The sequence below is a fragment of the Streptomyces sp. JLBG701 genome (assembly GCF_058544905.1).
Map to the genome: position 1 here is coordinate 8,043,371 of NZ_CM178588.1, position 13,797 is coordinate 8,057,167.

The following is a 13,797-nucleotide window of genomic DNA, read 5'->3' on the forward strand; positions in this document are numbered from 1 at the left end:
CCACTGCCGAAACGTTATGAACACCGGGGCCGACCGTGTCAAAGGACACAGCCGGCTCCGGTGCATCTACGACAACTTCCGTAGGGCATGGACGACTTGAGTGCTAGCGCAGACGTGCCATGAGTGCGTGCTCCACGAGCGTGATCAGCGCACTCTTCGCATCCGAGCGGTGCCGGGCGTCCGTGGTGATGATCGGCGCGTCCGGTCCGATCTGCAGTGCCTCGCGCACCTCCTCGGGAGCATACGGCTGGTGCCCGTCGAAGCCGTTGAGCGCGACGACGAACGGCAGGCCGCTGTTCTCGAAGTAGTCGACCGCGGGGAAGCAGTCGGCGAGGCGGCGGGTGTCGACCAGCACGACCGCGCCGATGGCGCCGCGTACGAGGTCGTCCCACATGAACCAGAAGCGGTCCTGGCCCGGCGTACCGAAGAGGTACAGGATCAGGTCCTGGTCCAGGGTGATACGGCCGAAGTCCATGGCGACCGTGGTGGTCGTCTTGTCCCCGGTGTGGGTGAGGTCGTCGATGCCCGCGCTCGCGGACGTCATGACGGCCTCGGTGCGCAGCGGGTTGATCTCGGAGACGGCACCGACGAACGTCGTCTTGCCGACGCCGAAGCCGCCCGCCACCACGATCTTCGCGGAGGTGGTCGCCCGACCTCCGTCAGAGCTTGCGAAGTCCACTGAGCACCCTTTCGAGCAGTGTCACGTCCGGCGCGCCGGTGCTCTCGTCGCCGCCCGGCTGGTGAATGGCGACGAGTCCGGCCTCGGCGAGGTCCGCGACAAGAATCCTGGCCACACCGAGCGGCATCGCCAGGAGCGCCGAGACCTCGGCGACCGACTTGACCTCACGGCACAGGTGGCAGATCCGCTGGTGCTCGGGGAGCAGTCCCATGAGCGCCGCCGGGTCGGCCGTCGTGCTGATCAGGGCTTCGATGGCGAGCTGGTAACGCGGCCGGGTCCGGCCGCCGGTCATCGCGTACGGACGGACCAGCGGCTGGTCGCCCTCGTCCTCGTACGGCGCTGCGTACGGATCATGAGAGGCGGTGGGCGGGGTCATGAATCCTCCGGGCGGGACAGCAAGTCGATCAGCGTGCCGTCTTAATGGGGCCGGTGGGGGGATTGTGTCGGCCGGACGGTGATTTCGTGAGGTGGGTGGAACTGTGAGCGGTCAGTGGAGCAGACTGCCCTGTAGTTCGGCGCGCAGGTCCGGCGTGAGCACCGCTCCCGCCCGGTCGACCAGCAGCGCCATCTCGTAGCCGACAAGGCCGATGTCGCACTCGGGGTGGGCGAGAACAGCCAAGGACGAGCCGTCCGAGACCGACATCAGGAAGAGGAATCCGCGCTCCATCTCCACGACCGTCTGCGCCACGCTGCCACCCTCGAAGATCCGGGAGGCCCCGGCCGTGAGAGAGGTCAGCCCGGACGCCACGGCCGCGAGCTGGTCGGCGCGGTCGCGCGGAAAGCCTTCGGACATCGCCAGAAGGAGTCCGTCGGCGGACACGACGACGGTGTGGGACACCCCTGGGGTGTTGTCCACGAAGTTGGTGATCAACCAGTTTAGGTTCTGTGCCGCCTGGCTCATCGGGCTCAACTAGCGCTCCTGCTGGTGAGTGGGGCTCGGGAAGCTGCCGGTCTGGCCGTCACTGGCCTGGCGACCCTGCGCGATACCCCGACGGAGATTGGTCAGACGGCCGCGTACGTCATCAGGCGCACGGGAGACCGCAGGACCGGTGTGGTGCTGTTGCTGCTGAGCCGTGCCCGGGACGAGGTTCGCCCGGGGCACCCGGCGCGGCAGGCCGGAAGTGGTGACTCCACCCGCCGACGGCTGGCGCACACGCTCCGCCTGCCGGACGAGGTCGTCGTTGGGTGAGCTGCGCCAAGTGGCGCCGGCCGGCGCGGTGGCCGGACGTGGAGGAGCGGCCGGAGCCGGGGGAGCCTGCGGAGACTGCTGCTGCGGGGCCGGAGCAGAGCCGCCCGCCTGCTGCTGGCCGCGGAACCAGTTGGTCTCCAGCGTGTCGTACAGCGGCGTACGTCCGTCACCGGGACCCGCCGGCGGCAGCGCCTCGGGCTCCGGACGGGCGGCCGGCCGCTGCGGCGGACGCGGCGGGACCGGCGGCCGCGAGCCGCCGAAGTCGGCGTTGCCACGGCCTCCGTTGCCCTGCGGTCGCTCGAACTGGCCCGTGGACGAGGGACTCTGAGGGTTCTGGCGGCCGGGCAGAGCGTGCTGACCCGTCGAGCTGCCGTCGTACCCGGGCACGGGGAACTGGCCCGTGGAGCTGTTGTCATACGCCTGCGGTACGGCGAACTGGCCCGTGTTGGCCGGGCTGGTCGGGCCGGGTGCACCGAAGACGTCCGAGCGGACGAACTGGCCCGATCCCTGCTGGCCGCCCGCACCGGGGCGCGGGGCGTCGACGTCGGGACGGGGGAACTGGCCCGAGTTCTGGCTGCCGTTCGCACCGGGACGGGTGAACTGGCCGGTGTTCTGCTGGCCGTTCGCGCTGGGGAACGCCGGGATCTCGGCGGGCGCGGGCGGACCCTGGCGGTCGTCGATCCGCGGCATCGGGGCCGTGGCCGGGCCGGCCTCGTCGTGGCCGCGCGGAGTGTCGAGGGAGGCACGCGGCACCGGGGGCTGCGCGTTCTCGTCGCTCCAGCTCGGTCGCTGCTGCGGGCCGCTGCCCGGCAGTTCGGCCCGAGCGCCACCGCGCGGCGGCAGCTGAGGCTGCTTGCCACGCGACTTGCGCGGACTCTGCTCGGAGTTGCTGCCGGACCGCTGCGGAGGCACCGGCGGACGTGAACCGCCCCCGAAAGCGTCCGTGCCCGAGGACTGGAGGCCCTGCGGGGCACCCGGAGCCTGGCCGCCGAAGCCACCGGCACCGGCACCCGCACCGGCCGGAGCCGGCCGACCCTGCGGCGGTGTGCCCGGACCCTGCGGTCCGCGCGCTCCGCCCGGCGCACCGGGACGCCCGCCTGCCCCACTGCCCGGCAGCGCGGCCCGCGGACCCTGGCCGCTGCCGACCTGGCCGCGCGGAGCTGCTCCGGCACCGAGAAGTCCGCCACCGCCGGGCGCGCCGGCGCCGAGGGCACCGCCGCTTCCCTGGCCGTTGCCACGCCGGGCCGCGGCCACACCGGCGGCTGCCGCCGCGGCGGCGGGACCGCCGGCGGGGGCACCGTTCTGGCCGGGCTTGCCCGGAGCGGGCTTCTTGCCGCCCTGGGCGACGTCGACGGGGAGCATGACCAGCGCGGTCGTACCACCGGAGTCGGAGGGGCGCAGCTGGATGCGGATGCCGTGGCGCTGCGACAGGCGGCCGACCACGAACAGACCCATGCGGCGGGAGACCGACACGTCCACGGTGGGCGGCGACGCGAGCCGCTCGTTGATCGCGGCGAGGTCCTCGGGGGAGAGGCCGATGCCGGTGTCGTGGATCTCGATCAGGACGCGGCCGTCGGGCAGCGCGTGACCGGTGACCTTGACCTTGGTCTGCGGGGAGGAGAACGAGGTGGCGTTCTCCAGGAGCTCGGCGAGCAGGTGCACGAGGTCGTTGACGACCCGGCCGGCCACTTCGGTGGTCGGCACGGAGGCCAGTTCGATGCGCTCGTACTGCTCCACCTCGGAGGCGGCGGCGCGGAGCACGTCGACCAGCGGGACCGGGCGGGTCCAGCGGCGGCCGGGCTCTTCACCGGCGAGAACCAGAAGGTTCTCACCGTTACGGCGCATGCGGGTCGCGAGGTGGTCGAGCTTGAACAGCGAGGAGAGCTGGTCGGGGTCGGCCTCGCGGGACTCCAGCTCGGAGATGAGCGAGAGCTGGCGCTGGATCAGACCCTGGGAGCGGCGCGAGAGGTTGGTGAACATCGCGTTGACGTTGCCCCGCAGGAGGGCCTGCTCGGCGGCGAGGCGGACGGCCTCGCGGTGCACGTCGTCGAAGGCCGCGGCGACCTGGCCGATCTCGTCCCGGGAGTGCACACCGACCGACTCGACGGAGGTGTCGACGTCCTGCGGGTCCGACTCGGACAGCTGCTTGACCAGCTCGGGCAGCCGGTCCTGGGCGACCTTGGTGGCGGTCTCCTGGAGGCGGCGCAGCGAGCGGATCATGGACCGGGCGACGACGAAGGCGCCGACCAGGGAGATACCGAGCACGAGCAGGATGAGCGCACCGGAGATGATCGCCTCGCGCTCCGCCTCGTTGCGCAGCTCGCGGGCCTTCTGCTCCATGTCCTCGAGCAGCGTGTGCTCGATCTTCTTCATTTCGACGATCTTGGTGGAGCTGTCGTCGACCCAGTCCTGGTACGAGCGCTTGTCCAGACCGGCCAGACCGGTGGAGGAGTTCAGCACTCGGCCGGCGTAGGTGTCGGTCGACTCGATCGTCGGGCTGCCGTCCTCGATCGGCGAGAGGAGCTCCTCGGCACCCTCGTCGCCGTAGATGCTCCGGAAGCTGGCCAGTTCGGAGTCCTGGGACTCCAGCGCCGATTCGGCGTAGAGGCGGTCGTTCTCGGAGAGGTTGCCGAACGTGGTGTTGCCCGCGGGCAGTGCCGCCGCGATGACCGCGCGCTGCACCGACGCGTACTCCTTGGCGGAGGAGAACGCCGACAGGGCGCGCGTGCGCTGGATCATGTCGGGGTTGCTGGTCGCCTCGGCCATGTCCTGCGAGAGGTCGAGCAGGTGGGTGATGAGGCGGTGGTACGCCTCCACCGTCTGCATCGAGTTGCCCTCGGTCTCGTACGCGGTGTTGCGGATCTTGCTGACATCGGCCAGGTCCGCCGCGAGACCCACCAGGCTGTCGCGGACGCCCTGGAGGGTGCCGCCCTTGCTGGCGGCGTCGATCTCTTCCGAGCTCGACAGGAAGTTCTCCATGGCCCGGTCGGTCTTGTCCCGGTAGCCCTTGACCGTGGGGTTGGTCGAGCCGTGCGCCAGCGGTCCGGCGGACTTGTCGCGCTCCTCCTGGAGCGCGGACGCCAGCTCGGTGGCCTGCTTGGTCATCTCCGTCAGCAGCTTCATGTTGTCGAGCTGCTGGATGTCGTCCATGGAGTCGTTGATGCGCACCGCGCCCAGGGTGGTCGCGGCGACCACGGGGAGCGTGAGCAGTGCCACCAGACGCGTGGAGATGCGCCAGTTGCGCAGGGCAATTCGCGGGCCGGGCCCGCTCGGGCCCTGCGGCGGCTTCACCGCCGGCGCGGGGGTCGTGGTCCCAGTAGGCCCCGCCGCTCCCGCGGACGCCGACACGCCCGGACGACCGGCATGTTCGCCGCCGTCGGAGGCGGCCACCGGGCCCGGGTTCTGGGCGTGCTGGGGCGAGGAGCCGTTACCGGTTCCCTTGTTTGGCTCCGGCTCCGCCGAAGCGCTGCCATCCCTCTTGAAACGTCCCTGCACTAGCGTCGCAACCTCTGGACCAGGCGCCCCTCCGCGCGAACGGAAGGACGGTGTCGGCGTCTTGGGGACGCCCTGAAATGCGTCCCCAGTGGTGGTCGTGAGTGACCGGCGCTGGCTCCCCCTTTTCACCGCCACGCGGCGCTGCTTCGCGCCCCCTGTGCGCCGGCTCGATCCTGCGGCGGTCCGTGGAATTCCAGCACAGTGCCGGATCTCCAACAAGGGCCATGGGCCGAGCTGTGACCTCCGTGACAGCAAGTGAGGGGTGCGTTACGAGACGTAGAAAGGGAACTCGTACATTACGGACCTATCCACGCGACTCGCTCGGGCGCGGGGGGTGTCCCAGTCGCCATGATCAGGAGCGGAATGATGGCTTCAGGGGGTCAATGTCCGTTTCGTTGGGGTGGGTTGCGGGCCTGAATTGACCGGTTTGCCCATGGATTCGTGAGCAAACTCACACGCTGTTCAAGGGCTCTTCACGTCTTGGGCGGGGAATTGCATGTTTAGCCTGGCGCTTTACAAGAGGGCAGACTCTGTCAACTGCCAACCCACCGACGACTGAGGCCGAGTACAACAGTGAAGACGACGATGATGTTCCGCAACATAGCCAACCCCCGGCGCACGACGCTGGCGCACCTCGAGGACGCCGACGCGTTGCAGACGCCGGAGCAGCCGGAACACTCGCTCGACCTCCCGGCCCAGACCGCCAACCCGCGCCGCACGATCCTCATGGACGCCCCGGTCAGCGCCGCCGCGGCGGAGTAATAGGGCGAGGCGCCCTCCCTTTGCCGCGCTAGCCTGGAGCGTCAGACTCCAGTCGGCTCAGTGAGGGGCGCCAGGATCCCGTGCGCATCGCCAGATTCTCCATCGACGGGAACGTCGCCTTCGGCGTGGTCGAGGGCGACAAGCAGGACGAGCTCGTCCTCGACATCATCAAGGGCATCCCGTTCGGGGACTTCGAGCTCTCCGGTACGAAGGTCCCGCTGAGCAAGGTCAGGCTGCTGCCGCCCGTGCTCCCCAACAAGGTCGTGGCGTACGGCCGTAACTACGCGGAGCACGCCAGGGAACTCGGCAACGAGGTGCCCGACGCCCCGTTCGCCTTCTTCAAGCCCTCCACCTCGGTGATCGGCCCCGGCGACGAGATCCAGTACCCGACCTTCTCCGAGGACCTGCACCACGAGGCCGAGCTGGCCGTCGTCATCGGCCGCATGTGCCGCGAGGTCCCGCGCGAGCGCGTCAAGGACGTCATCCTCGGCTATACCTGCGCCAACGACATCACCGCGCGCGACGTGCAGAAGCGTGAGAAGCAGTGGGCGAGGGCCAAGGGCTTCGACACGTCCTGCCCGCTCGGCCCCTGGGTGGAGACGGATGTCGACCCGTCCGACCTCACCATCCAGCTCACGGTCAACGGCCAGCAGCGCCAACTCGGCCGCACCAGCGAGATGATCCACTCCATCGAGGATCTGATCGTCAACATCACCGAGGCCATGACGCTGCTCCCCGGCGACGTGATCCTCACGGGCACCCCGGCAGGCGTCGGGCCCCTCACCGTCGGCGACGAGGTCGCCGTCACCATCGAAGGCATCGGCACTCTCACCAACAAGGTTGTCAAGCGTGGCTAGCGCATCCGCCCCAGCAGTCCGTGTCCGATTCTGTCCGTCGCCCACCGGTAACCCCCATGTGGGCCTGGTCCGCACGGCCCTGTTCAACTGGGCCTTCGCCCGGCACAACGAGGGCACGCTCGTCTTCCGCATCGAGGACACCGACGCGGCCCGCGACTCCGAGGAGTCCTACGAGCAGCTCCTCGGCGCGATGCGCTGGCTGGGCTTCGACTGGAACGAGGGCCCCGAGATCGGCGGCCCCCACGCGCCGTACCGCCAGTCGCAGCGCATGGACATCTACAAGGACGTCGCGCGGAAGCTCCTGGACGCCGGCCACGCCTACCGCTGCTACTGCTCCGCCTCCGAGCTGGAGGAGCGCCGCGACGCCGCCCGCGCCGCCGGCAGGCCCTCCGGCTACGACGGCCACTGCCGCGACCTGAGTGCCGCGCAGATCGAGGCCTACGAGGCGCAGGGCCGCGAGCCGATCGTCCGCTTCCGCATGCCCGACGAGACGATCACCTTCACGGACCTGGTCCGCGGCGAGCTGACGTTCACCGCCGAGAACGTCCCGGACTACGGGATCGTACGAGCCAACGGAGCCCCGCTCTACACGCTCGTTAACCCGGTCGACGACGCGCTGATGGAGATCACCCACGTCCTGCGCGGCGAGGACCTGCTCTCCTCGACCCCGCGTCAGATCGCCCTGTACAAGGCGCTGATCGGGCTCGGCATCGCCAAGGAGATCCCCTCCTTCGGGCACCTGCCGTACGTGATGGGCGAGGGCAACAAGAAGCTGTCGAAGCGCGACCCCGAGTCGTCGCTGAACCTCTACCGGGAGCGCGGCTTCCTGCCGGAGGGGCTGCTCAACTACCTTTCCCTGCTGGGCTGGTCGCTCTCGGCCGACCAGGACATCTTCACGATGGAGGAGATGGTCGCCGCGTTCGACGTCTCGGACGTGAACCCCAACCCGGCCCGCTTCGACCTGAAGAAGTGCGAGGCGATCAACGCCGACCACATCCGGCTGCTGGATGTGAAGGACTTCACCGAGCGCTGCGCCCCCTGGCTCCAGGCCCCGTTCGCGCCCTGGGCGCCGGAGGACTTCGACGAGGCGAAGTGGCAGGCCGTGGCCCCGCACGCGCAGACCCGCCTCAAGGTCCTCTCGGAGATCACGGACAACGTCGACTTCCTGTTCCTGCCGGAGCCCGTGGAGGACGAGGCGTCCTGGACGAAGGCCATGAAGGAGGGCAGCGACGCCCTGCTCGCCACGGCCCGCGAAAAGCTGGAGTCGGCGGACTGGACGTCCCCCGAGTCACTCAAGGAGGCGGTCCTGGCCGCCGGCGAGACCCACGGCCTCAAACTCGGCAAGGCCCAGGCCCCGGTCCGCGTCGCCGTCACCGGCCGCACGATCGGCCTGCCCCTCTTCGAGTCCCTGGAGATCCTTGGCAAGGAGAAGACCCTGACCCGCATCGACGCGGCCCTGGCGAAGCTGGCGGCGTAACGCACGCACGCGTGGTGTGAGGGGCGGCACCCGGATCTCCGGGTGCCGCCCCTTCGGCGTTGTCAGACGGCGTCGTCCTCGTCGTACACCGCACAGGCCTCGATGGTGAACTGGATTCGGTACTCGGTCACGGCTGTGGCTCGGTCTCTCTCGTCGGTGCCACCACGTTGTGTCATCGGCCGTCTGAGCAGCTCTGGTTCCCGGCAGCCCCGGCTACGGCGTCGACGCAAGCAAGCGCAGACCGGCAGACGCGCCCCCGGGCCCCGGGTTACCGTCGGATCATGAGTATCCGCGCCGTGGTCTGGGACGTCGACGACACCCTTTTCGACTACACGAGCGCGGACCGCGAGGGCATGCGCACGCATCTCTCGGTCGAGGGCCTGCTCGCCGGTTACGCGACCCCGGAGCAGGCCCTCGCCCGCTGGCGGGAGATCACCGACCAGCAGTGGGCGAGGTTCGCCGCGGGGGAGGCGACCTTCGAGGGACAGCGGCGCGATCGCGTACGGGTCTTCCTGGGCGAGGAGCTGACCGACGCGGAGGCCGACGACTGGTTCCGGCGGTACCGGACGCACTACGAGGCCGCCTGGGCCCTCTTCCCGGACGTGCTGCCCGCTCTGGACGCCCTCGCCGCCAGCCACCGCCACGCTGTGCTGTCCAACTCCAGCATCCATGTCCAGGAGTACAAACTCCGCTTCCTGGGCGTCCGCGACCGCTTCGAAACCGTCCTGTGCGCGGCCGAGCTCGGCGTCTCCAAACCCGAGGCCGACGCCTTCCTGGCGGCCTGCGAGGCCCTGGCGCTGCCCCCGCATCAGGTGGCGTACGTCGGTGATCACCCGGAGATCGACGGGCGCGGTGCCGCCGACGCCGGACTGCTGTCGGTCTGGATCGACCGGGGCGGCGCGCACACCGGCGGAGACGCCCCCACAGGCCCCCACCGGATCGTCTCCCTGGCCGAACTCCCTGCGCTGCTCGGCGCCGATACCCGTTTTGGAGCGCCGTCCACCTTCAGGTAATGTTCTTCCTGCGCCGCCGGAGAGCGGGTCGAAAGACCGGGTACCGGAAGCGCAAGCTAGAACGAGATCCCCGCAGGGGCTTGAGTTCCAGTGGCCTATGGTGTAATTGGCAGCACGACGGTTTCTGGTTCCGTTAGTCTTGGTTCGAGTCCAGGTAGGCCAGCTCGCAGATCTTCCAGAATCTGCAACCGCGGAGTATATCCGCAAAGCCCCCGTTGTGTAGCGGCCTAGCACGCTGCCCTCTCAAGGCAGTAGCGCCGGTTCGAATCCGGTCGGGGGTACAGATCCTTCCCGGGAAGGCAGTCAGGGTCGCACCCGCCGCCTCTCATGCAGGATCGCTAGGGCCCCCGTTGTGTAGCGGCCTAGCACGCCGCCCTCTCAAGGCGGTAGCGCCGGTTCGAATCCGGTCGGGGGTACGATTTACTCTGAATCGCCTTGGTCTATGGTGTAATTGGCAACACTACGGTTTCTGGTACCGTCATTCTAGGTTCGAGTCCTGGTAGACCAGCTCCGATCTGCGGAAACGCAAGATCTAGGCCCCCGTTGTGTAGCGGCCTAGCACGCCGCCCTCTCAAGGCGGTAGCGCCGGTTCGAATCCGGTCGGGGGTACAGAGACAAGGCCCTTCGCTTCGGCGGAGGGCCTTCGTCGTGCTCGGCGCCGGCTACTCGAAGCCGTACCGCCGCGCCGTCTCCTCCTCCTGGGCCAGCCGGTGCAGTGCCTGCAGCGCCGGCTCGTTGAGGATCGCCCCCAGGACCGCGAACTCGATCCGTTCCGCCTCCGACGGGTGTGCCTCCATGTTGTCCAGGTCGAGGACGGCCGTCCGGTGCATCAACTCGGCGTACGGCGCGAGCAGTTCGACCCCGAAGCCGTAGCCGATCCGGCGGAACGCAGCAACCGCCACCACCAGCGAGCGGTACGCGGGGGAGATGGTCGTGAGCCGCTTGGCGTTCTCCCAGCCGAGCTGGTCCAGGAGCGCGTTGACCACCTGCTGTGCGGCCTGGACGTACTCGTCCTCCTCATCCGGCTCCGGCACCTGCGGCAGCGCCCACAGCGCCGCGCCCAGGCGGATCGAGCGGCCCAGGGAGTCGTCGTCCACGTGCCCGAGAACCTCGCGCACCTTCGCCACCGGCACCCGGCCCACCTGGATCATCGCCCGCACCAGCCGCAGCCGGCGCAGATGCTCCTCGTCGTACTCGGCGGTGGTCGCATTGATCTGGTGGCCCGGCGGCAACAGCCCTTCGCGCAGGTAGTACTTGATCGTCGCCGTGGACACACCGCTGCGCTCGCTCAGCTCCGCCAACCGCATCTCTTGCGCCTTTCCTTGGTAAGTGCCACTATCCAAGCATCGCCAGAAGGATAGTGGCGCTATCTGACGAGGGGGACGGTCATGTTCGCGAAGCCGATGCCGGGCCGTACGAGCGCTGCGGCCGAGGGTGATGTGGTCGTGCTGTTGATCGGCATGCGGATCAACCACTTCTGGGGAGTGCACCACTGGCTGCCGGTGCTCCTGGCGATGCCGCGCATGCTGCGCGAGCTCCAGAAGGACAAGAGCCGAGGGCTGCTCGGGCATGTGCTGATGACGGCCTCGCCGCGTACGTACTACGTCGTCCAGTACTGGGAGTCCAAGGAGAAGCTCTACTCCTACGCGCACTCGCCCGACATGTTCCACCACAGGGCGTGGGCGATCATCAACCGCAAGGAGAAGGCGGGGAAGTCGCGTCAGCACGTCGGGCTGTGGCACGAGACCTACGTGGTGCCCGAGGGGTCGTACGAGTCGATCTACGCGGACATGCCGGTGTTCGGTCTCGCGGCCGCGCATGGAGTGCTGCCCCTGGAGAAGCGGGGGCGCCGCGCCCGGGACCGGTTCGAGTACCGGTCGGCGGGGATGGCCGAAGAAGCCGGATGACGGGGGGATCGGGGAAGCGAGGAGGGCCTGCCGCGGCGTTGGGGCAGGCCCTCCTCGCTTACGTCCCGAAACTCAGCCCGTGCGGCGCAGGGCCTCGGAGAGGCGGCCGGCCGCGTCGATGACCGCCTGGGCGTGCATACGGCCCGGGTGGCGGGTCAGGCGCTCGATGGGGCCGGAGACGGAGACCGCGGCCACCACGCGGTTGGAGGGGCCGCGCACCGGCGCGGAGACGGATGCGACGCCCGGCTCACGCTCGCCGATCGACTGGGCCCAGCCCCGGCGCCGTACGCCCGAGAGGGCGGTGGCCGTGAAGCGGGCGCCCTGGAGGCCGCGGTGCAGGCGCTCCGGCTCCTCCCAGGCCATCAGGATCTGTGCGGAGGAGCCCGCTTTCATCGTGAGCGTCGAGCCGACCGGGACCGTGTCCCGAAGTCCGGACAGGCGCTCCGCCGCGGCGACGCAGATGCGCATGTCGCCCTGGCGGCGATAGAGCTGCGCGCTCTCGCCCGTGATGTCACGGAGGTGGGTGAGCACCGGTCCCGCGGTGGCGAGGAGACGGTCCTCGCCGGCGGCCGCGGCCAGCTCCGCCAGACGCGGACCGAGAATGAAACGGCCCTGCATGTCGCGCGCCACCATACGGTGGTGTTCCAAAGCCACGGCCAGCCGGTGTGCCGTGGGTCGTGCCAGTCCAGTCGCCGCGACCAGCCCTGCGAGGGTGGCCGGACCGGACTCCAGAGCGCTCAGGACAAGGGCTGCCTTGTCCAGAACGCCGACGCCGCTACTGTTGTCCATGAAACGATACTCGCGTCTCACTCTGTGAAACGCAAGTTCCTTTTTTCGTGAGACGCGCAACCCTTGGATACACAGCGGCCCGCGGACCAACGGGCCCGACGGCGGACGCCCGGACACAGGGGCACGGGCGGCGTCGACTCTGAAGATCTCTAGTTGGGCCGGCGCGACACTTGCCGGCCGGAGGGAAAGCGATGGGTAGGACACTCGCGGAGAAGGTCTGGGACGACCACGTCGTCCGGCGCGCCGAGGGCGAGCCCGACCTCCTCTTCATCGATCTGCACCTGCTGCACGAGGTGACCAGCCCGCAGGCCTTCGACGGCCTCCGTCAGGCGGGGCGTCCGGTGCGGCGTCTCGACCTCACCATCGCCACCGAGGATCACAACACCCCGACCCTCGACATCGACAAGCCCATCGCGGACCCGGTCTCCCGGGTCCAGCTGGAGACGCTGCGCAAGAACGCCGCCGAGTTCGGTGTGCGCCTGCACTCCCTGGGCGACGTCGAGCAGGGCGTCGTCCACGTCGTCGGCCCGCAGCTGGGCCTGACCCAGCCCGGTACGACCGTCGTGTGCGGCGACTCGCACACCTCCACCCACGGCGCCTTCGGCGCGCTGGCGTTCGGCATCGGCACCTCCCAGGTGGAGCACGTGCTGGCCACCCAGACGCTGCCGCTGGCCCGCCCCAAGACCATGGCCATCACGGTCGACGGCGAACTGCCCGACGGGGTCACCGCCAAGGACCTGATCCTCGCGATCATCGCGAAGATCGGTACGGGCGGCGGCCAGGGCTACATCCTGGAATACCGCGGCTCCGCCATCGAGAAGCTCTCGATGGAGGCCCGCATGACCATCTGCAACATGTCGATCGAGGCCGGCGCCCGCGCGGGCATGATCGCCCCCGACGAGACCACCTTCGCCTACCTCAAGGGCCGCGCCCACGCGCCCGAGGGCGAGGACTGGGACGCCGCGGTCGCGTACTGGAAGACGCTGAAGACGGACGAGGACGCGGAATTCGACGAGGAGGTCGTCATCGACGCCGCCTCCCTCGCGCCGTTCGTCACCTGGGGCACCAACCCCGGCCAGGGCGCGCCGCTTTCGGCGGACGTCCCCGACCCTGCTTCGTACGAAGACGCTTCGGAGCGCCTGGCCGCCGAAAAGGCCCTGGAATACATGGGGTTGACCGCCGGACAGCCGCTGCGTGAGATCAGGGTCGACACCGTCTTCGTAGGTTCGTGCACCAACGGCCGTATCGAGGACCTGCGGGCCGCCGCCGACATCGTCAAGGACCGCAAAGTCGCCGACGGCGTACGGATGCTGGTCGTTCCGGGCTCCGCGCGCGTGGGTCTGCAGGCCGTCTCCGAGGGCCTGGACGTCGTCTTCAAGGAGGCCGGCGCCGAATGGCGGCACGCGGGCTGCTCGATGTGTCTGGGCATGAACCCGGACCAGCTGGCCCCCGGTGAGCGCTCCGCGTCCACGTCCAACCGCAACTTCGAGGGCAGGCAGGGCAAGGGCGGCCGTACGCACCTGGTCTCGCCGCAGGTTGCCGCCGCGACGGCGGTCCTGGGTCATCTGGCCTCCCCGGCCGACCTGACCGAAGAAAACGCCGCCCCCGCGCCCGCTGGAGTCTGAGAGT

At 69.5% G+C, this 13,797-nt stretch carries 12 protein-coding genes and 5 tRNA genes; 11 read left to right on the top strand and 6 right to left on the bottom strand.

The genetic code is table 11. The features are described from left to right. Positions 1–103 precede the first annotated feature (103 nt). The 4 genes from AC5DRG_RS37220 to AC5DRG_RS37235 form a co-directional block, all read right to left on the bottom strand. A complete protein-coding gene (locus tag AC5DRG_RS37220) occupies positions 104–679 on the bottom strand; it encodes a GTP-binding protein (RefSeq protein ID WP_037744164.1) in 576 nt (191 codons plus the stop codon). Further along, a complete protein-coding gene (locus AC5DRG_RS37225) occupies positions 660–1,055 on the bottom strand; it encodes a DUF742 domain-containing protein (protein WP_491804088.1) in 396 nt (131 codons plus the stop codon). Before AC5DRG_RS37225 ends, AC5DRG_RS37220 begins: the two co-directional genes overlap by 20 nt. 111 nt (positions 1,056–1,166) lie before the next feature. Beyond that, the gene (locus AC5DRG_RS37230; RefSeq protein WP_003993189.1) at positions 1,167–1,580 is read right to left on the bottom strand and encodes a roadblock/LC7 domain-containing protein; all 414 of its coding nucleotides are present in this window, start codon (positions 1,578–1,580) and stop codon (positions 1,167–1,169) included. Between the two features lie 9 nt (positions 1,581–1,589). After that, positions 1,590–5,363, bottom strand: a complete 3,774-nt coding sequence (locus tag AC5DRG_RS37235) for a sensor histidine kinase (protein WP_491804089.1) — start codon at positions 5,361–5,363, stop codon at positions 1,590–1,592. 573 nt (positions 5,364–5,936) lie between these two features. Here AC5DRG_RS37235 and AC5DRG_RS37240 point away from each other — a divergent pair. From AC5DRG_RS37240 to AC5DRG_RS37280, 9 genes are all read left to right on the top strand, one after another. Then, the gene (locus AC5DRG_RS37240) at positions 5,937–6,125 is read left to right on the top strand and encodes a hypothetical protein (RefSeq protein WP_491804091.1); all 189 of its coding nucleotides are present in this window, start codon (positions 5,937–5,939) and stop codon (positions 6,123–6,125) included. An 80-nt stretch (positions 6,126–6,205) separates the two neighbouring features. Continuing rightward, a complete protein-coding gene (locus AC5DRG_RS37245; RefSeq protein ID WP_491804093.1) occupies positions 6,206–6,982 on the top strand; it encodes a fumarylacetoacetate hydrolase family protein in 777 nt (258 codons plus the stop codon). Continuing rightward, positions 6,975–8,459, top strand: a complete 1,485-nt coding sequence (gltX, locus tag AC5DRG_RS37250) for a glutamate--tRNA ligase (RefSeq protein ID WP_491804094.1) — start codon at positions 6,975–6,977, stop codon at positions 8,457–8,459. Before AC5DRG_RS37245 ends, gltX begins: the two co-directional genes overlap by 8 nt. Before the next feature lie 281 nt (positions 8,460–8,740). Continuing rightward, entirely contained in the window at positions 8,741–9,472 is a 732-nt protein-coding gene (locus AC5DRG_RS37255; protein WP_491804095.1) for an HAD family hydrolase, read from the top strand. 91 nt (positions 9,473–9,563) lie between these two features. Further along, a tRNA-Gln gene (locus AC5DRG_RS37260) sits at positions 9,564–9,635 on the top strand. A gap of 45 nt (positions 9,636–9,680) precedes the next feature. Next, positions 9,681–9,753, top strand: a tRNA-Glu gene (locus AC5DRG_RS37265). Between the two features lie 62 nt (positions 9,754–9,815). Next, a tRNA-Glu gene (locus AC5DRG_RS37270) sits at positions 9,816–9,888 on the top strand. Positions 9,889–9,908: 20 nt separating this feature from the next. After that, a tRNA-Gln gene (locus AC5DRG_RS37275) sits at positions 9,909–9,980 on the top strand. A 28-nt stretch (positions 9,981–10,008) separates the two neighbouring features. Beyond that, positions 10,009–10,081, top strand: a tRNA-Glu gene (locus AC5DRG_RS37280). A gap of 53 nt (positions 10,082–10,134) precedes the next feature. Here the strand turns inward: AC5DRG_RS37280 and AC5DRG_RS37285 are convergent. Next, complete coding sequence (locus AC5DRG_RS37285; protein ID WP_491804096.1) at positions 10,135–10,779, bottom strand: MerR family transcriptional regulator; 645 nt, start codon at positions 10,777–10,779, stop codon at positions 10,135–10,137. A gap of 81 nt (positions 10,780–10,860) precedes the next feature. Between AC5DRG_RS37285 and AC5DRG_RS37290 the strand changes: the two genes are divergently transcribed. Then, positions 10,861–11,379 (top strand): DUF4188 domain-containing protein, encoded by a 519-nt coding sequence (locus AC5DRG_RS37290; protein ID WP_491804097.1) that lies wholly within the window; start codon positions 10,861–10,863, stop codon positions 11,377–11,379. A 72-nt stretch (positions 11,380–11,451) separates the two neighbouring features. Here AC5DRG_RS37290 and ndgR read toward each other — a convergent pair whose 3' ends face one another. Further along, positions 11,452–12,168, bottom strand: coding sequence for an IclR family transcriptional regulator NdgR (gene ndgR, locus AC5DRG_RS37295; RefSeq protein WP_028806673.1), 717 nt, complete (start codon positions 12,166–12,168; stop codon positions 11,452–11,454). Positions 12,169–12,359: 191 nt separating this feature from the next. On the opposite strand from ndgR, the gene leuC reads away from it, so the two are divergent. Then, a complete protein-coding gene (gene leuC, locus AC5DRG_RS37300) occupies positions 12,360–13,793 on the top strand; it encodes a 3-isopropylmalate dehydratase large subunit (protein WP_491804098.1) in 1,434 nt (477 codons plus the stop codon). The last annotated feature ends 4 nt before the right edge of the window (positions 13,794–13,797 follow it).